This window comes from Geoalkalibacter ferrihydriticus DSM 17813 (assembly GCF_000820505.1).
In the GTDB taxonomy this organism is placed as follows: Bacteria; Desulfobacterota; Desulfuromonadia; order Desulfuromonadales; family Geoalkalibacteraceae; genus Geoalkalibacter; species Geoalkalibacter ferrihydriticus.
Genome location: NZ_JWJD01000007.1, coordinates 36,093 through 54,431 on the forward strand (window position 1 = coordinate 36,093; position 18,339 = coordinate 54,431).

Genomic DNA, 18,339 nt, shown 5'->3' on the forward strand with positions numbered 1-18,339 from the left:
AAGGGTCTCTTGCAGGGCTGATCCGAAACAGATATAATCGGTCCTCTTTTGTTTGGTCTGGTTTGTCTTTTTCTGAATTCTTTATAAATTTCAGTCTGATAGATGGATTTTTCCGGGACTGTCCGGTTATTGAAAGGAATCCCCATGTTTCGAGAAGAACTAGACGCGTTGGTAGACCTCGAAGAAAAAGCCCGTGAACTTTGGAGGTATCTTTGACGTTGTAAGCAAAAAGGAGCGCATTGCCGAGTTGGAGGCTGAGATTGCCCGCCCCGATTTCTGGGATGAGGCCGAAAAAGCTCAGGATCGGTTGCGTGAACGTACAGGTTTACAGAAAACAGTTGATTCCCTCGAAGGCATCCTGCAGCGCATCGAAGATCTGAAGGTTCTGGTGGAACTCGGCGAAGAGTCTCAGGACGAAGACGCGCTGGAGGAGGTGCGTCAGGCATTGCCGACTCTGGAAGCAGACCTGCGTAAGATGGAGCTGGCCCGCATGCTGTCAGGGCCGCACGATGCCAATAACGCTATTTTCAGTATCAATGCCGGTGCAGGCGGTACCGAAGCCCAGGATTGGGCCGAGATGTTGCTGCGCATGTATTTGCGCTACTGTGAGCGCAGAGGCTGGCGTACCGAAATTACCGATTATCAACCGGGCGAGGAAGCCGGTATTAAGGGGGCCACCTTCACCGTGGAAGGTGAGTATGCCTACGGCTATCTACACGCCGAAATGGGTATCCATCGTCTGGTGCGTATATCCCCTTATGATTCGAGCGCCCGCCGCCACACGTCCTTCTCATCGATTTTCGTCTTTCCCGAGTTGGAAGACGACATTGAAATTGAAATCGACGAAAAAGATCTCAAGGTCGATACCTTTCGTTCCAGCGGCGCCGGCGGTCAGCATGTCAACAAGACCGACTCGGCAATCCGTATCACCCATATCCCTTCGGGTATTGTCGTCGCCTGTCAGAACGAGAGATCCCAACACAAAAACCGCGCCACTGCTCTCAAGCAGTTGAGAGCGCGACTCTACGAGCAGGAAGTGCGTAAGAAAGAAGAAGAGGCCGCGGCCATTTCCGGAGAGAAAAAGGAGATTGGGTGGGGCAGTCAGATCCGCTCTTATGTGCTGCATCCTTACCGCATGGTCAAGGACCATCGCACTGGATACGAAGTCGGCAATACCGACGCGGTGCTCGGGGGAGATATTGAAGCTTTTATCGAGGCGTTTCTGCTCGCCAGCAGCTAGTCTGCACAGGCTCTCCGGCCCCCTTTTCCCTTGACTTGAGAAGGGTCGGGGGGTAAGGTACCTGCCTTGGAAAATGGCTGAAAGGTGTTGGAATTAATGGAAGAACTTAACGACATTCTGTTGCAGCGCCGGGATAAGCTCAAAGCCTTGCAGGACGAGGGGGTCAACCCCTTTGCCAACGATTTTACCGTGCGTCACAGCACCGCCGATATCGTTGCCGCCCACGGCGAGCAGGATGCCGCAACCCTGGGCGAGAATCCAATTGAATACGCCATTGCCGGGCGCATCATGGCGCGCCGCGACTTCGGCAAGGCGGCATTTGTGCAGTTGCAGGACCGCGCCGGGCGCTTGCAGATTTACATTGCCCGCGACCAGGTGGGGGAAAAAGATTTTGAGATCTTCCGCAAGCTCGATCTCGGTGACCTGATCGGCATCACCGGCACGCCCTTTCGCACCAAGACCGATGAGCTGAGTCTGCGCGCTTCAGGTCTGCGCCTGCTCACCAAGTCCTTGCGTCCGCTGCCGGAGAAATGGCACGGCCTCACCGATGTGGAAACCCGCTATCGGCAGCGCTACCTTGATCTGATGGTCAATCCGCAAGTACGCGACGTTTTTCTGCAACGCAGCCGCATCATCAGTCTGATCCGCGAATTCATGCAGAAGCGCGACTTTCTTGAGGTGGAAACGCCGATGATGCAGCCCATCGCCGGCGGCGCGACGGCACGGCCCTTCAAGACCTACCACAACACCCTCAAGATGGACCTGTTTCTGCGCATTGCTCCCGAACTCTATCTCAAGCGCCTGGTGGTCGGGGGACTGGAGCGGGTCTTTGAAATCAACCGCAATTTCCGCAACGAGGGTATTTCCATCCAACATAATCCCGAGTTCACCATGATGGAATTCTATCAGGCTTACGCGACCTATGAAGACCTGATGGATTTCACCGAGGAACTCATCTGCCATGTGACCGACGAAGTTTGCGGCAGCCTTAAGATCAGCTACGGCGGACGCGAAGTCGATATGTCTCCGCCCTGGAAGCGGCTGAGCTTTAAAGAGGCCATTGTCCAGTACGGCAAGGTCGGCGTCGAGATTCTGGATGATCCGGCCAAAGCTTTTGATTATGCGCGCAGTCTGGGTCTTGATCTCGAGCGCGGTTTGCCCCTGGGTAAAATTCTCGCCGAGATTTTCGATGAGGTTGTTGAACCCCATCTGTGGGAACCGACTTTCATTACCCAATATCCGACCGATATCTCCCCGCTATCGCGCAGAAATGATCAACAGCCTGAGGTGGTCGATCGTTTTGAACTCTTCATTGTCGGACGCGAGTTGGCCAACGCATTTTCCGAGTTAAACGATCCGATTGACCAAAAGGAGCGTTTCCTTCAACAATTGGATGAAAAAGAAGCGGGTGATGAAGAAGCTCACGCCATGGACGAAGATTACATCCGCGCCCTTGAATACGGCCTGCCACCGACCGCGGGAGAAGGAATCGGCATAGATCGTCTGGTGATGCTGCTCACCGATTCTTCTTCAATCCGCGACGTGATTCTTTTCCCCCAACTAAGGCCTGAAAAGTAGCGTTCCGGTCGCCGGTACCGCTGCGATCTAATCTATGAATTATGAACTTTTCGTCAGCCTGCGCTACCTGCGGGCCAAGCGTAAGCAAACTTTTATTTCCGTTATTTCCTTCATCTCCATCGGTGGGGTGACGCTCGGCGTCGCCGCGCTCATCGTGGTGCTGGCGGTCATGACCGGATTTCACGACGGGGTGCGCCAACAGATCCTCGGCAATCTTCCCAATATTCTGATTCAGAAATACGGCGATTCCATTTCCGATTACGACGAGGTGGTCGCCAGGGCGCGCCAGGTGCCGCGTATCGGCGATGTCACTCCCTTTATTTCGCGAGAAGCCATGCTCTTGGCTCAAGGCAACGTAGCGGCCGTTCAGGTTCGCGGGGTGGAGCGCGGACACAAAGCTTTTGAGCAAGAAATGATCACCCTTGGCGGGGATGATCTTGAAGATCTTCTCTTTGACGGCCGCGGTCCGCGTCCCGGCATTCTGATCAGCATCGATTCGGCGACAACCCTGGGGGTGGCGGTGGGCGACACCATCAATGTCATACCGCCTATGTTTACCATCACCCCTTTCGGCATGATCCCAAAAATGAAACCGTTTCAGGTGGTGGGCATCATGCGCGAGAAGGGCAGCCTGCTCGACACCTATAATGCCTACATTCAGCTTCCCGTCGCGCAGAATTTTTTTGACCTTGAGGGGCAGGTGACCGGCATCGAAGTCGATGTGCTCAGTTTTGACGATACCTCCCGCGTGGTCTCTGATCTGCGGGACACGTTCGAATTCCCCTTTCTGGTGCGTTCCTGGGAGGACATGTTCGGCTCCTTCCTCTCCGCCCTGAAACTGGAAAAACTCGGCTTGTTCATCGTCTTGGGGATCATTGTACTGGTGGCGGCGTTCAATATCGCCACCACCCTGATCATGGTCGTTATGGAAAAGCATAAGGATATTGCAATTCTTCGCTCAATGGGCGCGACTTCGCGCAGCATTATGAAAATTTTCGTGTTCGAGGGAGCGATTATCGGCACTCTTGGAACCAGTCTCGGCACGGCTCTGGGCCTGCTCATCGCAAAAAATGCCGATCCTATCATCAAGTATTTTGAGAATCTTCTGCAGGTGCAGATTTTCGACCAGAGTGTCTACGGCATGGACCATTTTCCGTCCGTCGTCAACACGGGCGACGTGGTTGCCGTCGTGGTCGTAGCCATGAGCATTTCCTTGCTCGCAACCATCTATCCGGCCTGGCATGCCTCGCGCATGGATCCGGCCGAGGCTCTGCGTTATGAATAGGAAGGCGGGGCGGCAATGATCGAAGTGCAGGGGGTTAAAAAGCGTTTTTCCACTCCTCATGGCGTAGTGGAAGTGCTCCGGGGGATCGACTTGACGATAAAAACCGGGGAAAGGGTCGCCATTCTGGGCTCATCCGGTGCCGGAAAAACCACACTGATGCACATTCTGGGTGCCTTGGATCGCCCCAACGAAGGATCCGTCCAGTTTGAAGGCGAGGATATTTTTGCCCTGCGTGGTGGCGCCCTCGACGAATTTCGTAATCAACGGGTCGGCTTTGTCTTTCAGTTTCATCAATTGTTGCCCGAGTTCAACGCTCTGGAGAACGTCATGATGCCGGCTTTGGTAGCTCGGCGTAGCCGCAAGGAAGCCACGGATTGTGCCCAGGAACTGCTTGAGGAAGTTGGTTTGGGGCATCGTCTGTTGCATAAGCCGGGAGAGCTTTCCGGCGGTGAACAACAGCGGGTGGCCATTGCCCGAGCCCTGGTGCGGATGCCGCGATTGCTGCTCGCCGATGAGCCGACGGGCAACCTCGACAGCGGTACCACCGCAGAGATTTATCGCCTGCTTGAACGCCTGCATCAGGAACGGGGGCTGACCATGGTGGTCGTAACCCACAGCCTGCCCCTTGCCCAGCGTATGGATCGTATGATTCATATGGATGACGGGTTGCTGGTGCCGGTTTGAGTTTTTAACGGAAAACATTTTCGTCCAGGTGTCCCCTAAGGTTGTCCCAAAATTGAGTTTACTCCCCCAGGTGCTTTCCCTATAATGAAACGCTTTAGCGATAACCAGTTCGGCGAGTGGAGGCGTATGGTCAAGAAGGCCATATTTTTTCAGTTTATTCTGTTTTTCCTGTTGGCTTCCGGGGTCCTTGCTCAGCCCATGACTTTTCAGGAAGTCAGGATTCAGGGCAATGAGCGGGTCGAGCGCAGTGCCATCGAGGCCGTTATTCAGGTTCGCGCGGGACGCCCCGTAACCATCGAAGAAATCGACCAGGATATACGCAACATATATCAATTGGGCCGTTTTCAGGATGTGGTGGCACTTGAGGATGTGGTGGACGGCACCCGAACGCTCGTTTTTCAGGTCAGCGAGCGTCCTCTGCTGCGCGAGGTTCGTTTTGAAGGCCAGCGCAAGCTCAAGACGGATAAACTGAGCGAGCTGGTCGGTATTCGCGTCCCCGAGCTTTACGATCCGAAAAATGTGGAGAGGGCCATCACCGCTCTGCGCAGGGCTTATCGCGACGAAGGTTATCATGGCGCGCAGATTGAGCCGGACATCGAAATCAACCCGCACAATGAAGCGACCCTGACCTTCGTTATTGATGAAGGCAAGAAGGTTCGCGTCGATGAAATTCGTTTTTCCGGCAATTCCGCTCTTTCCGACAAGGAACTCAGGAAGGCCATTGAGACTCGCGAACGTTGGGTTTTTTCTTGGTTGACCGGGCGCGGGACGTTTAACGAAGACATGCTGCGCAATGATGTCGAGTTAATCGCCGATGAGTATTTCAATCGCGGCTATGTTCAGGTGCGGGTCAAGGATCCGGACATCGTTTTCAGTGACGATATGCGCACCCTGAACATCCTGTTTGAGATTGAAGAAGGTGAGCAGTACCGCATCGGTGATATCGATATCCAAGGGGACTTGCTCAAGGAAAAAGAGCAACTTCTGGAACTCGTCAAGCTCCAAACCGGTGACGTTTTCAGCCGCGCCCGTTTGCGCGAGGATGTTTTTCGCCTCAACGACCTCTACGCCGACAGCGGCTATGCTTATGTCAACGTTTCGCCGCTGACGCGCCTGGACAATCAGGAGCGCCTCGTCCACCTCATGTTCGATGTCGAGCAGGGCGTGCAGGTTTATATCGATCGGATTCATGTAACCGGCAACACCAAGACCCGTGACAAGGTCATCCGCCGGGAAATGCGGTTGACCGAAGGCGAACTCTACAGCGCCAGCCGGCTTAAGGAAAGTCGCCGCCGCATCAACAACCTCGGCTTTTTTGATGAAGTCAACGTGGCGACGGGGCGGGGCGACGAAGAGGAGCTGATGGTCGTCGAAGTCGACGTGGCTGAACGTCCCACCGGCCAGTTCAGCATCGGTGCGGGTTATTCTTCCGTCGACGGCGTTCTGGCCCAAGGGGCTCTGCAACAGGACAATTTTCTCGGCCGTGGTTTGCGGCTCGACCTTTCCGCTGCGTTGGGCGGAAAATCGACAACCTATCGCTTCGGTGTGACCGATCCATATTTCCTCGACAAGGATCTGACCCTGGGCTTTGATCTGTATCGTACGGACCGTGAATGGCCGAGTTTCAGCGAGAAACGCACGGGGGGTAATCTCAAGCTTGGAGTGCCCTTGAGTGATAACCTGCGCGCTTTTTTCCTGTATCGCTATGAAAATAAGGATATTTACGATATCGCGCCCACTGCCTCGCGTTTCGTACTTGAGCAGGCGGGGACTTCGACTCTTTCGTCAATAACGTCAATGCTGCGGCGTGACACCACGGACTATCGCCTGGATCCGACCCGCGGCTCCATGTCTGAGGCGTCGGTGGAGTTTGCCGGCATCGGAGGCGATCAACAATTTGTCAAATACATTGCTGACCACCGCCATTTCTTTCCGTTCAAATGGGACACCTATTTTTCCGTTCATGGCCAAATCGGCTTCGTTGAGGGCTGGGGTGGCAAGGACGTGCCCATCGAGGAACGCTTCTTTCTCGGTGGCATCAACAGCCTGCGCGGCTTCAAGTCGCGCCGCGTTGGTCCCCGCGACGGCGATGATTACATCGGGGGAGAAAAGTCGGCTTACACCAACCTGGAATATATCTTTCCGCTGATCAGGGACGTCGGCCTCAAGGGGGTCGTATTTTTCGACGCAGGCAACGTCTGGCACAGCAACGAAAACTATTTTTCCGATATTCGCTATAATACCGGTGCCGGTATTCGCTGGTTCAGCCCTCTGGGTCCGTTGCGCCTGGAATGGGGCTACAATCTCAACCCCCGCGGGGATGAAGAAAGAACGGAGTGGCAGTTTTCCATCGGCCGTTTCTTTTAACAACAAAATCTCTTTAGAGGAGTCCACACTATGAAGCGTATTACCTTACTGATGATGGCTTGCTTGCTCGCCCTGGCGACTCCCGCTCTGGCGCAGAATGTGAAAATCGGCTATGTCGATCTGCAGCGCGCGCTTAACCTCTCCTCCGCCGGCGTCGGTGCCAAGGAAGAGATTGCCAAAAAAGTCCGGGAGTATGAGGGACAGGTCAGTCAGCGCCAGGACGAACTGCGTAAGCTAAAGGAGGAACTTGAGCGCCAGGCGGTGCTGCTCTCCGAGGATGCACGTTCACGCAAAGAACGTGAGTATCAGCAAAAACTCAGGGACTTTCAGCGCTTCACCAAAGATATCCAAGATGAGCTGCAGCAAAAAGATGCCGAATTAACGCGGCGCATTCTTGAAGATATTTTTCAGGTCATCGGTGAATACGGCGCGCGGGAAGCTTATACGGTCATCCTTGAAAAAACCGAAAGCTCTCTGTTGTATGCCGCGGACCATATCGATCTGACCGATCGGATCATCGAGGCTTTTAACGCGCGGGCGCGCAAAAACTGATTCGAATTCAGGTGACATGGTGAAACTCAAGGAACTGGCGGAGTTGGTCGGTGCTCAACTCGTTGGAGATGAGACCCTGGAAATCTCGCGCGTTGCGCCTATTGAGCAAGCCGGACCCGGCGAGCTTTGCTTTCTTGCGAACCCCCGCTATGCAGCAAAGCTTGCCGATTGCCGGGCGTCTGCCGTGATTGTCGCGCCGGGGGTGGAAAGCCCCGGGCACAGCCTGCTGATCAGTGCCAATCCCTATCTGGCATTTGCCCGTATTCTTGCTCACCTGCAACCACCGCCGCAGGTTGAGCGCCGAGTGATGGAGGGTGCTTGGGTGGATCCCTCCGCACAGGTGGGTGGGGCGGTGTCGATCCATCCTGGTTGTTATGTCGGACGCAATGTCCGCATCGGCCGCGGCAGTGTTCTTTACCCCGGCGTGGTCCTCTATGAGGGCGTGCAGGTGGGGGAGGACTGTGTCCTTCATGCCAATGTGGTCGTTCGCGAAGAGTGCCGTATCGGTGACCGAGTCATTCTTCAGCCTGGGGCTGTCATTGGGTCGGATGGTTTCGGCTATGCTCCTGACGGGCGCCGCTATGTCAAGATTCCTCAGGTCGGCATCGTTGAGATCGAAGATGACGTGGAAATAGGTGCGGCAAGCTGCATCGACCGCGCAACTCTCTCGGTGACACGCATCGCTCGCGGCACCAAGATCGATAATCTGGTACAGATTGCTCATAACGTACGGGTCGGCGAAGATACCATCATCGTTTCGCAGGTCGGCGTGTCCGGCAGCACGCACATCGGTGATCATTGCACTTTCGGCGGGCAGGCAGGACTGGCCGGCCATATTCGTATCGGTGATGATGTGACCATCGCTGCTCGCGGCGGCGTGCATGGCGATATTCCGGCCGGGCAGGTGATGTCGGGAACGCCTGTCATGCAGCACCGGGACTGGCTCAAGGCATCCATGACTTTTCCCAAGCTCCCCGAAATACGTCGGGACGTCCAGAGCCTCAAGAAAAAACTTGCGGAACTTGAAAATCTCATCAAGGAGAAGTGATTGGTCATGGTTCTCGACATCAATGAAATCATGAAACTACTTCCCCACCGCTATCCCTTTCTTCTGGTGGATCGCATCGATCTTCTGGAGCCGGGTGTGCGAATTGTGGGCACCAAGAACGTCACGGTCAACGAGCCTTTCTTTCAGGGGCATTTTCCGGGGCATCCCATTATGCCGGGCGTCTTGATTATCGAGGCTATGGCACAAGTGGGGGGAGTTTTCGCTATTATCAGCGACAAAATCGGGCCGGACAAGGTGACCTATTTCGTCGGTATCGACAACGCTCGGTTCCGTAAACCCGTTCTGCCGGGTGACGTACTGCGTATGGAGTTGGAAATCATTAATTGCAGGCGCGGTTTGTATTGTTTCAAAGGCCGCGCCTTTGTCGGCGAAACCCTGGTCACCGAAGCCGATCTCAAGGCGACCTTCGCTGATCGCAATGACAGTTGATTCCATGATTCATGCAACAGCCATCATTCACCCGAAGGCGCGCATCGGCGATCAGGTCCGGATCGGCCCATTTGCGGTAATCGGCGAGCATGTGGTTATTGGTGACCGGACGATAGTCGGGCCTCATGCAGTGCTTGAGGGGCGAACCCAAATCGGCTGTGACAACCACATTTTTCAGTTCGCTTCCGTCGGCGCCATTCCGCAGGATTTGAAATATCGTGGTGAAGAGACTTCTCTGCAGATCGGCAATCGCAATATTATTCGCGAATTCGTGACGATCCACCTTGGTACCGATAGCGGCGGTGGAAAAACGCTGATCGGTGAGGGCAATCTATTTATGGCCTATTGCCATGTGGCGCATGACTGTCATGTCGGCAACGGAGTGATCATGGCAAATGGCTCGACGCTGGCGGGGCATGTCGAGGTGCAGGATCATGCGATTCTCGGCGGGCTGTCGGCAATTCATCAGTTCGCCCGGGTCGGCGCCCATGTTATGGTGAGTGGTGGCGCCATGGTCAATCAGGATATTCCGCCTTATACCATCGCGCAGGGTGATCGCGCGCGCACCGTCGGCCTGAACCTTGTGGGTCTCAAGCGTCGCGGTTTTGGATCCGAGACCATCTCCGCCATCAAGTTTGCTTATCGGCTGGTGTTCCGCTCCGGATTGCGCCTGGAAGATGCCCTGGCCCGGGTGGAGAAAGAGGTCGGTACGATACCTGAAGTCATTTCATTTGTTGAGTTTATTCGCAAGAGTCAGCGCGGCGTGGCCCGCTGAGGAAGAGAGGACCTAAGATGAGCAATCTGCGTGCTGCAGTGATTGGAGTCGGCTATCTCGGCAGGTTTCATGCGCAGAAATATGCCGCCCTTGAAGGGGTGGATCTGGTGGGTGTGGTGGATGTCGACCTTGCCCGAGCTCAGGAAGTGGCTCAGGAGGTTGGTTGTACGGCCTATACCGACTATCGTCCGCTTCTCGACAAGGTTGACCTGGTTTCCATCGTCGTGCCGACCCAATATCATTACCAAGTTGCGCGCGCCTGTTTGGAGGCTGATATCCATATCCTGCTGGAAAAGCCGGTGACCCAGACGGTGGCCGAGGCCGAGGATTTGATTCGTCTTGCGGCCGAGCGCAATCGCGTTTTTCAGGTCGGCCATCTGGAGCGCTTCAATCCAGCGGTCGTGGCTCTGGCCGGGGTGCTTAAAAATCCCATGTTCATTGAATCGCACCGCATGGCGCCCTATAAGCCGCGCGGTACCGACGTCAACGTTGTACTCGATTTGATGATCCACGATATCGACATTATACTGACACTGGCAAAGTCAGATCTCAAGCTGGTTAATTCTGTCGGAGTCCCGGTTATCTCCGATGAAGTGGACATCGCCAATGCCCGCCTGCAATTTGAGAGCGGCTGCGTGGCCAACGTCACTGCCAGCCGTGTGAGCGTCGATGCCATGCGCAAGGTTCGCATTTTTCAGCCGGATGCCTATATCACCATTGATTATCAGGCGCGCAAAATTGGTATATTCCGCAAGGGCGGCGAAGGCATGCCTTTGCCCATGATACCCAATGTCACCCTTGAGGAGCGGCGTTTTGAGCAAGGCGATTCGCTCATGGACGAGATCAAGTCTTTTGTTCGCTCCATCCGCGAGGGTCTGCCACCGGTGGTTTCAGGGGAAGACGGCAAGCGCGCATTGGCGGTCGCCCTTGAAATCAACGCCAAACTGGCACCCCAGGGACCGATGTAGCCGCCGGCTGAAATCGGCCCAAAAGGCGTGAAGGCGAGGGTCTGCAAAGACGGCCTCGCCTTTCTCGTTAAAACGCCAAGGAAATTGGTTTTTTTATCTCACCCACAAAGAGGATTTTTTTCTGCAATGAATATCCCCATGGTCGATCTCAAGCAACAGTATCTTGCTCTCAAGCAGGATATTGACGAAGCATTGCAAGGCGTTCTGGACTCAACTCATTTTATTCTCGGTCCCAACGTGCAGGCCTTTGAACAAGAGGCTGCCTCCTATCTGGGGGTCAAACATGCTGTCGGCTGCGCTTCGGGCACCGACGCCCTGCATCTGGCGCTGCGGGCGGCGGGTATCGGCGAAGGCGATGAGGTGATTACCCCGGCCTTCACCTTTATCGCCACGGCTGAAGCCATTTCCTATGTGGGGGCCAAGCCGGTGTTTGTTGACATCGATGCGCGCACCTTCAATCTTGATCCTGCCCGGGTCGAAGAGGCCATCACTCCGCAGACCCGTGCCATCCTGCCTGTGCATCTTTTTGGGCAGCCGGCTGATCTCGTCGCTTTGCGCGATCTCTGCAAGACGCATAAGCTGCTTCTGATCGAAGACTGCGCGCAGTCCTTTGGTGCCGGATATGCAGAACAGATGACCGGCAGTTTCGGTAACGCTGGCTGCTTCTCTTTCTTTCCGAGCAAAAATCTCGGCTGCTTCGGTGATGGCGGACTGATTACCACCAACGATGACGATCTGGCCCGTGAGCTGCTGGTGTTGCGCAACCACGGCAGCCGCCAGCGCTACCATCACTCCATCATCGGCTACAACAGCCGGCTGGATGAGATGCAGGCGGCCATTCTGCGGATCAAACTCAAGCACATCGATGAATACAATCGCCTGCGGCGGCGCAACGCGCATCTTTACAACGAAGCACTTAAGGGGCTTGGGCTCACGACGCCTCATGAAGACGGCAAGGGCGTGCATGTTTTCCATCAGTACACCCTGCTTCTCGACGGCCGTGACCGCGTGCAGAAGGCTCTGAGCGAAGCCGGCATCGCCTCGGCTGTTTACTATCCCATTCCCCTGCACCGCCAGGAAGTTTACCGTGACCTGATGACCGGCGTTTCCTTGCCGGTGACCGAAAAGGCCGCGGAGCAGGTTTTGTCGTTGCCCATGTACCCTGAGCTTACATCGGATCAGATCAGCAACATCTGCCAGGTGATTTCCGGAGCCCTCTGAGCGCATGTCCATCGCCCCAAATTCAGAAAAACGCCGTGCTCTGATCGTCACCGGCGAGGCCAGTGGCGACCTGCATGGTGCCAATCTCATTCGCGCGGCGCGTGATATCGATCCCGACCTCGAATTCTTCGGCATCGGCGGGCGGCGCATGGAAGCGCAGGGCTGTGAAATTCTTTTTCGTGGCGAAGAGTTGGCGGTTGTCGGTCTGGTCGAGGTGGCGGCGCATTTTCCCGCTATTTATCGCGCGTTCAAAAAGCTTGAGGTCATTCTCAACAGTGATCGGCGACCCGATGTGCTGATCCTCATCGACTTTCCCGAGTTCAACTTGCGTCTGGCCGCCAAGGCCAAGGCCGCAGGTGTGCCGGTGCTCTATTACGTCAGTCCGCAGGTTTGGGCCTGGCGGCGTGGGCGGGTGAAGAAAATAGCCCGGCGCGTTGATCGCTTGGCAGCAATTTTCCCTTTTGAACCCCAGTTGTACGAGGGCCTGGATATTGATGTGGAATACGTCGGCCATCCCCTGGTCGCCGATTTGAAGCTTACCGCCGAGCGCGACGCATACCTGGCTCGTCACGGTCTCGATCCGCAGCGGCCGGTAGTCGGTTTATTCCCCGGAAGTCGCCGCAGTGAACTTAAATACATTTTCGATACCATTGCTGATACTGCGCGAATGCTGCATCGCCAGCGCCCGCAACTTCAATTTTTGCTGCCCGTAGCACCGTCTCTCAAGCACAAAAGTTTTCATGAACGTCTCCTGGGCAGCGGGCTTGAGATCAAAATGGTGCAGGACAATATCTACGATACCGCGCGTGCCTGCGACGCCGCGATCAGCGTTTCCGGCACCGTGACCTTGCAGATCGCTCTCGTGGAAACACCCCTGGCGATTATCTACCAGATGAATTCCTTGACCTATGCCATCGGCAAACGGTTGGTCAAATTGCCGCATATCGGCTTGGTCAACATTGTGGCCGAAAAACCAGTGGTACGCGAGTTCATCCAAGATATGGCCACGGCGGAGAACATCGGTGCGGAAGTTTTACGGATGCTCGACGATCAAAATTACCGCGATCGAATCAAGGAGGACCTGCGGGAAGTGCGCCGTCTGTTGGGCGAGGGCGGCTGCTCGGAGAAGGTGGCACGCATGGCTTCGGAGATGAGCCGCGGCCAGGTGCGACGAGGCGAGGCGGCATGAAAAATCGCGGGACGGAAATTTATCGGCGTCTATTCACCTACGCTTTGCCTTATCGACGGCGCATTGCCTTGGCGATGGTTGCCTCGCTGGGCATCGCCGCATCCGATGCGCTTCTCGCCAAACAGGTGCAGCCATTCATGGACCGGGTCATTGTCGCCGGGGATTGGGACATGGCGCGGTTGGTGCCGCTGTTCATCATCGGCATCTTTACCTTTAAGGGTGCCTCGCGCTATATCCAGGAGTATTTCATCCAGACCTCAGGTCAGTTGGTCATGCAGGATCTGCGTAACGACCTGTACGGACATTCGGTCTCCTTGTCCATGGGTTATTTTTCGCGCACCCAAGCCGGCACCCTGATGTCAAGAGTACTCAATGACGTGGGGGTCATGCAGGGCGCGGTCGCCGATGTGCTGGTTATTATTTTACGGGAAAGCGTGACCCTGGTGGCCTTGACCGGCGTGGCGTTCTACATGGATTGGAAATTGGCGGCCCTGGCTTTTGTGGTGATTCCCACATCGATCCTGCCGGTGGTGCTTATCGGGCGCAAAATCAAGGCTTATTCGCGCCGCGGACAAGGGGCCATCGGCGCGGTGACCACCCGCCTCGAGCAGACCTTCTCGGGCATCAAGGTGATCAAGGGATTCGGCACCGAAGCGCGCGAAAAAGAGAAATTTCGTCAGGAAAATCTCAACTATTATCGTTTTATTCGCAAGATTTACAAATACGGCGCCAGCGCCTCGCCACTGTTGGAAATCATCACTGCCATCGGCCTGGCGGCTGTCTTGTGGTTTGGCTTGAGTCGCATCGAGGCCGGCACAATGACCCAGGGTGAACTCTTTGCCGTGATCGCCGCCATCATGCTTATGTACACGCCGGTCAAGCGTCTGACCCGTGTTCATCACCAGATGCAGCAAGCATTAGGTGCTGCCGAGCGGGTGTTTGAGGTACTGGAAACACCGCGTGACGTGCAGGATCAGCCTGGAGCTCGACACCTGGGACGAGTGCGCGGACAGGTGGTGTTTGACCATGTGCGCTTTGCCTACGAGGACATTCCGGTGGTGGATGATTTGAGCTTTGTCGCCGAACCGGGCGAGGTGGTGGCTCTGGTGGGTCCCAGCGGTGCGGGCAAATCGACGGCGGTGGGGTTGGTGGCGCGCTTTTATGATGTCACGGGAGGCGCGGTCAAAATTGATGGCCAGGATGTGCGTGAGGTGACCCTCGACAGTCTGCGCGCCAACCTGGCGCTGGTCGATCAGGAAACCTTTCTCTTTCACGAAACCATCGCCGATAACATTCGCTACGGACGCCCGCAGGCCTCGGATTCCGAAGTGGAAGATGCCGCACGCCAGGCCTTCGCCGATGAGTTCATCACCCAGATGCCCGACGGCTACCAGACTGTCATTGGTGATCGCGGCGTACGCTTGTCCGGTGGTCAGCGCCAACGTCTGTGTATCGCACGTGCCCTGTTGCGCAATGCGCCTATCCTGATCCTTGACGAAGCGACCAGCGCGCTGGATACGGAAAGTGAAGCCATGGTGCAAAAGGCCCTGACCAATCTGATGCAGGGTCGCACAACACTGGTGATCGCACACCGTCTCAGCACCATCATGCATGCCGACAAGATCGTCGTTCTGGAAGATGGTCGCATGGTGGCTATGGGTTCCCACAAGCAACTGCTTGAGCAGGACGGACTGTACCGGAAGCTTTACGACATGCAGTTTCAGGAGAAAGGATGAGCCAGAGGCGTTTTCAGCGGATTTCTGATCGTCTGCTCGTTGCGGTGGTGCCTTGGGTAGCCTCGCTTGTCATTCGGGTGCTGCACCGATCAATGTCCATTGAAATTCTTGGCGAGGAACGCGTTAAAGCGATCTGGCAAAAGGGCGAGCACTTCATCTTTCCTTTTTGGCACGAACAATTGCTGCTCATGATCAAGTGCTATCGCGGACCTGGGGCCAAGATCCTCATCAGCGCATCAAAAGATGGGGAGCTTATTGCCCGCACCATGGAGCTGTTTGGTCAGGGCACCGTGCGCGGATCTTCCAGCCGTGGTGGTGCGGCAGCCTTGCGTTCCTTGGTACAGGCCGGAAAGGAACCCTTCGACCTCGGTATTACGCCGGATGGGCCACGTGGGCCGCGTCGCCAAATTAAAGAAGGTGTCGTCCATCTCGCCCGCCTGACCGGGCGTGGTGTCGTACCGCTTGCTTTTGTCTGCAGTCGCGGTCATCGCTTTTCATCCTGGGATCGCTTTCTACTGCCTTATCCGTTTTCGCGTGGGGTTTATTCTTTTGGGGAGCCCATACAATACCAGCGCGGGGAAGATCCGGAAGATTTTCGCAAACGCCTGCAACAGGCCATGGACGATAATGAGCGCGAGGCGATAGCGCGTTTGGAGGAACACGGTGTTTCTGCTGTATGATTTGGTGCTGCTGGCCTCGTCGCTGGTGCTGATTCCCTGGTACCTGCTGCGCAAAGCCCGCTATGGCACGGCGCGACGCGGGCTGCGCGAACGCGTGGGCCTTTTTGCGCCCGGCAAGCTGGCTGCAACGCAAAAACGCCCCGTAATTTGGGTCCATGCCGTATCGGTTGGCGAGACCCGTGCCGCCATTCCCTTGCTCAAGGCGTTGCGCCAAGCATACCCTGATGCCTGTCTGCTGGTCAGCAACACCACGGAAACCGGCAATTCCGTAGCACGTTCCCTTGCTGAAGTGGATTTGTGCCTGTTCTTTCCTTTTGATCTGTCTATTGTGGTGCGTCGGGTTCTGAAACAGATTAACCCCTCCCTGGTGGTTTTCGTCGACACGGAACTCTGGCCGAATTTTGCGCGGCTTGCCGGACAACGCGGTATTCCTCTGGTGCTGGCCAATGGACGCATCTCCGATCGCTCTTTCCCACGCTATCGGGCCATTCGGCTCGTCTTGCGTCCGGTGCTGGCGAACTTCAGCGCGTTCTGTATGCAGAGCGAACAGGATGCCGAACGCATCAAGGTTATGGGCGCGCCTTCTGAACGTGTGCAGGTCGCCGGGAACCTCAAATTCGATTTGCAGGCGCACCTGCCCAATGCCGGCGAAGTGAAGTCACTTAAGGAGCGTTTTCACCTTTCCCCGGAGGCGCTGGTCTGGGTCGCCGGGAGTACCCACGCCGGCGAAGAAGAACAGGTGCTGGATGCTTACCAACGCCTGGTTGCGGAGGGACGCAACCTCTTGTTGCTTCTGGTGCCGCGTCATCCGGAACGTTGTCGTCAGGTCAGTGAGCTTCTGTCTCAGCGGAAACTTCCCTTTGCTCTGCGCAGCCATGTCGATGAGCGCCAGGCGCCTTTGCAAGCCGGTGAGGTTTTGCTGGTCGACAGCATCGGCGAAATGCTCAAATTCTACGCCATGGCCGATCTGGTATTCGTCGGCGGCAGCCTGGTGCCGGTGGGCGGCCACAATGTCCTTGAAGGGGTGCTGCTGAAAAAACCGGTTCTCTATGGTCCGCACATGCATAATTTTCGCGACATCGCCAAACTGCTGGGGAAAGCTGGAGCCGCTCTGGAAGTCGCTGACGGCAAGGCTCTTCAGCAGGCCATCGCGCAGTTGATCGACAACCCCGAGCAGCGCCATAGCCTGGGGAAAGCAGGCTACCAACTCATCGCCGGAAACGTAGGAGCGACCGCCAAGACCCTGAGTGTCATCGAATCTTTGCTGGCAGAGAGAGTCGCTAAGGGGTGAACTCTCCGGCTGCATTTCACCGTCGTCTGTGTCTGGAAGGGCCACGTAATGTCCCCGAGCGACTGTTGCTGGCCCTGTTGTGGCCGGCGGGTTGGCTCTATGGCATGATTGGGCTGATTCGTGCTAGGCTGTACGCTAAGGGGCTTCTGGCTACCTATCGCGCGCCTGTTCCCGTGATCGCCGTCGGCAATCTTGCCGCCGGGGGGACGGGCAAAACACCCGTGGTTGACTATCTTGTGAGGCGCCTGCTCGGACAGGGTCTGCGCGTAGCCGTCATCAGTCGCGGATATGGGGGGCGCGGCATCAAGGATGCGGTGGTGGTCAGTCGCGGATCCGGGCCACTGGTTGATCCCGCTCTTTGCGGGGATGAGCCTTTTCTGCTGGCGCGGCGCAACCCGGAAGCGTTGGTGGTGGTCGCACCGAAACGCAGCCTGGGGGCGCGGCTTGCCGTTGAAAAACTCGGCGCTCAGATTTTGGTGCTCGATGATGCTTTCCAGCATCTGGCGATAGCGCGCGACCTCAACATTGTGCTGCTCGATGCCGCCAAGCCGCTCGGCAATGGCCTGCCTCTCCCGGCGGGTTTGCTGCGTGAATTTCCCTCGGCTTTGAGTCGTGGGGATCTGTTTATCCTGACCCGCTGGCAGGATGGCTGTCCACCGCCTCCGCGCCTGCCGGGAGCCGTATTGCGCAGTCGCCATGTCCTCGGCAGCGAGGCGCTTGATCTTGACGGCAACCGGGAGCCTTTGGAGAATCTGCACGGGAAAAAAGTGGTGGCTTTTGCCGGGATCGCCCATCCCGAAGGTTTTTTCGGGGATTTGCGACGCCGCGGTCTCGATCTGATTCAGACTCTGCCTCTGGCCGATCATGCCGTTTATGATGACATTGCCTTGCAGCGATTGCGCGAGGTTGCCGGCAACGCTGATGTTTTCGTAACCACCGAGAAGGATGCCGTCAAGCTCAAAGCCGCGCAACTTGTGCTGCCCTGCAGGCAGGTTCCCCTGACCTTGGAAGTTTTCGAGACTGCGGCCTTAGACGAATCGCTGGCGCAATTGACGGCACGTATTCACTAATCAGCTCTACTCTGCGTCCAACGAGGAGGCTTCTATGCCCATCCGTCCCGAACTGCTCGAAATCCTTGCCTGCCCTCAATGCAAAGGGCCCGTTCACCCCGTCGAGGAAGACGAAACCCTGCGTTGCGAGGCCTGTCGCCTGGCCTATCCTGTCCGCGACGATATCCCTGTGATGCTCATCGACGAGGCTCAATCCTTTTAAGGG

Annotated in this window: 17 protein-coding genes; all 17 read left to right on the top strand. The window is 56.2% G+C overall.

Going from position 1 to position 18,339, the window contains the following annotated elements; all coding sequences use genetic code 11:
- Nucleotides 1–144 precede the first annotated feature (144 nt).
- The 17 genes from prfB to GFER_RS18355 all read left to right on the top strand — a co-directional run bounded on the left by prfB (nt 145) and on the right by GFER_RS18355 (nt 18,336).
- Nucleotides 145–1,240 (top strand): peptide chain release factor 2 gene (gene prfB, locus GFER_RS14185; protein WP_139172183.1). Its coding sequence is split into 2 segments (ribosomal slippage): nt 145–213 and nt 215–1,240, totalling 1,095 coding nucleotides; the frame shifts between segments, so codons are not numbered across the junction.
- A gap of 96 nt (nt 1,241–1,336) precedes the next feature.
- Nucleotides 1,337–2,818 carry a lysine--tRNA ligase gene (gene lysS / locus GFER_RS14190; protein WP_040100508.1) on the top strand — a complete coding sequence of 494 codons (1,482 nt, stop codon included), beginning with the start codon at nt 1,337–1,339 and terminating at the stop codon, nt 2,816–2,818.
- A 34-nt stretch (nt 2,819–2,852) separates the two neighbouring features.
- A complete protein-coding gene (locus tag GFER_RS14195; protein ID WP_040100509.1) occupies nt 2,853–4,103 on the top strand; it encodes a lipoprotein-releasing ABC transporter permease subunit in 1,251 nt (416 codons plus the stop codon).
- Nucleotides 4,104–4,118: 15 nt separating this feature from the next.
- Nucleotides 4,119–4,787, top strand: a complete 669-nt coding sequence (locus GFER_RS14200) for an ABC transporter ATP-binding protein (RefSeq protein WP_040100510.1) — start codon at nt 4,119–4,121, stop codon at nt 4,785–4,787.
- Nucleotides 4,788–4,871: 84 nt separating this feature from the next.
- Nucleotides 4,872–7,154: an outer membrane protein assembly factor BamA gene (gene bamA, locus GFER_RS14205; RefSeq protein WP_235264101.1), complete on the top strand. Its 2,283-nt coding sequence runs from the start codon at nt 4,872–4,874 to the stop codon at nt 7,152–7,154.
- A gap of 30 nt (nt 7,155–7,184) precedes the next feature.
- Nucleotides 7,185–7,706, top strand: a complete 522-nt coding sequence (locus GFER_RS14210; protein WP_040100513.1) for an OmpH/Skp family outer membrane protein — start codon at nt 7,185–7,187, stop codon at nt 7,704–7,706.
- Nucleotides 7,707–7,722: 16 nt separating this feature from the next.
- Nucleotides 7,723–8,754, top strand: a complete 1,032-nt coding sequence (gene lpxD, locus GFER_RS14215; protein ID WP_040100514.1) for a UDP-3-O-(3-hydroxymyristoyl)glucosamine N-acyltransferase — start codon at nt 7,723–7,725, stop codon at nt 8,752–8,754.
- A gap of 6 nt (nt 8,755–8,760) precedes the next feature.
- Entirely contained in the window at nt 8,761–9,204 is a 444-nt protein-coding gene (gene fabZ / locus GFER_RS14220) for a 3-hydroxyacyl-ACP dehydratase FabZ (RefSeq protein ID WP_040100704.1), read from the top strand.
- Nucleotides 9,205–9,208: 4 nt separating this feature from the next.
- Nucleotides 9,209–9,979 carry an acyl-ACP--UDP-N-acetylglucosamine O-acyltransferase gene (gene lpxA / locus GFER_RS14225; protein WP_040100517.1) on the top strand — a complete coding sequence of 257 codons (771 nt, stop codon included), beginning with the start codon at nt 9,209–9,211 and terminating at the stop codon, nt 9,977–9,979.
- A gap of 17 nt (nt 9,980–9,996) precedes the next feature.
- The gene (locus GFER_RS14230; RefSeq protein ID WP_040100518.1) at nt 9,997–10,947 is read left to right on the top strand and encodes a Gfo/Idh/MocA family protein; all 951 of its coding nucleotides are present in this window, start codon (nt 9,997–9,999) and stop codon (nt 10,945–10,947) included.
- Between the two features lie 126 nt (nt 10,948–11,073).
- Nucleotides 11,074–12,168, top strand: a complete 1,095-nt coding sequence (locus tag GFER_RS14235; protein WP_040100520.1) for a DegT/DnrJ/EryC1/StrS family aminotransferase — start codon at nt 11,074–11,076, stop codon at nt 12,166–12,168.
- Between the two features lie 4 nt (nt 12,169–12,172).
- Nucleotides 12,173–13,357 (top strand): lipid-A-disaccharide synthase, encoded by a 1,185-nt coding sequence (gene lpxB / locus GFER_RS14240; RefSeq protein WP_040100522.1) that lies wholly within the window; start codon nt 12,173–12,175, stop codon nt 13,355–13,357.
- Nucleotides 13,354–15,093, top strand: a complete 1,740-nt coding sequence (gene msbA, locus GFER_RS14245) for a lipid A export permease/ATP-binding protein MsbA (protein WP_040100524.1) — start codon at nt 13,354–13,356, stop codon at nt 15,091–15,093. The genes lpxB and msbA overlap by 4 nt, the downstream gene beginning before the upstream one ends.
- On the top strand, nt 15,090–15,773 hold the full coding sequence (locus GFER_RS14250) for a lysophospholipid acyltransferase family protein (protein WP_040100525.1): 684 nt from the start codon (nt 15,090–15,092) through the stop codon (nt 15,771–15,773). The genes msbA and GFER_RS14250 overlap by 4 nt, the downstream gene beginning before the upstream one ends.
- Nucleotides 15,757–17,064, top strand: a complete 1,308-nt coding sequence (locus GFER_RS14255; RefSeq protein WP_040100527.1) for a 3-deoxy-D-manno-octulosonic acid transferase — start codon at nt 15,757–15,759, stop codon at nt 17,062–17,064. The genes GFER_RS14250 and GFER_RS14255 overlap by 17 nt, the downstream gene beginning before the upstream one ends.
- Nucleotides 17,061–18,134, top strand: a complete 1,074-nt coding sequence (gene lpxK / locus GFER_RS14260; RefSeq protein ID WP_139172184.1) for a tetraacyldisaccharide 4'-kinase — start codon at nt 17,061–17,063, stop codon at nt 18,132–18,134. Before GFER_RS14255 ends, lpxK begins: the two co-directional genes overlap by 4 nt.
- Nucleotides 18,135–18,168: 34 nt before the next feature.
- Nucleotides 18,169–18,336: a Trm112 family protein gene (locus tag GFER_RS18355; RefSeq protein WP_074669587.1), complete on the top strand. Its 168-nt coding sequence runs from the start codon at nt 18,169–18,171 to the stop codon at nt 18,334–18,336.
- Nucleotides 18,337–18,339 lie beyond the last annotated feature (3 nt).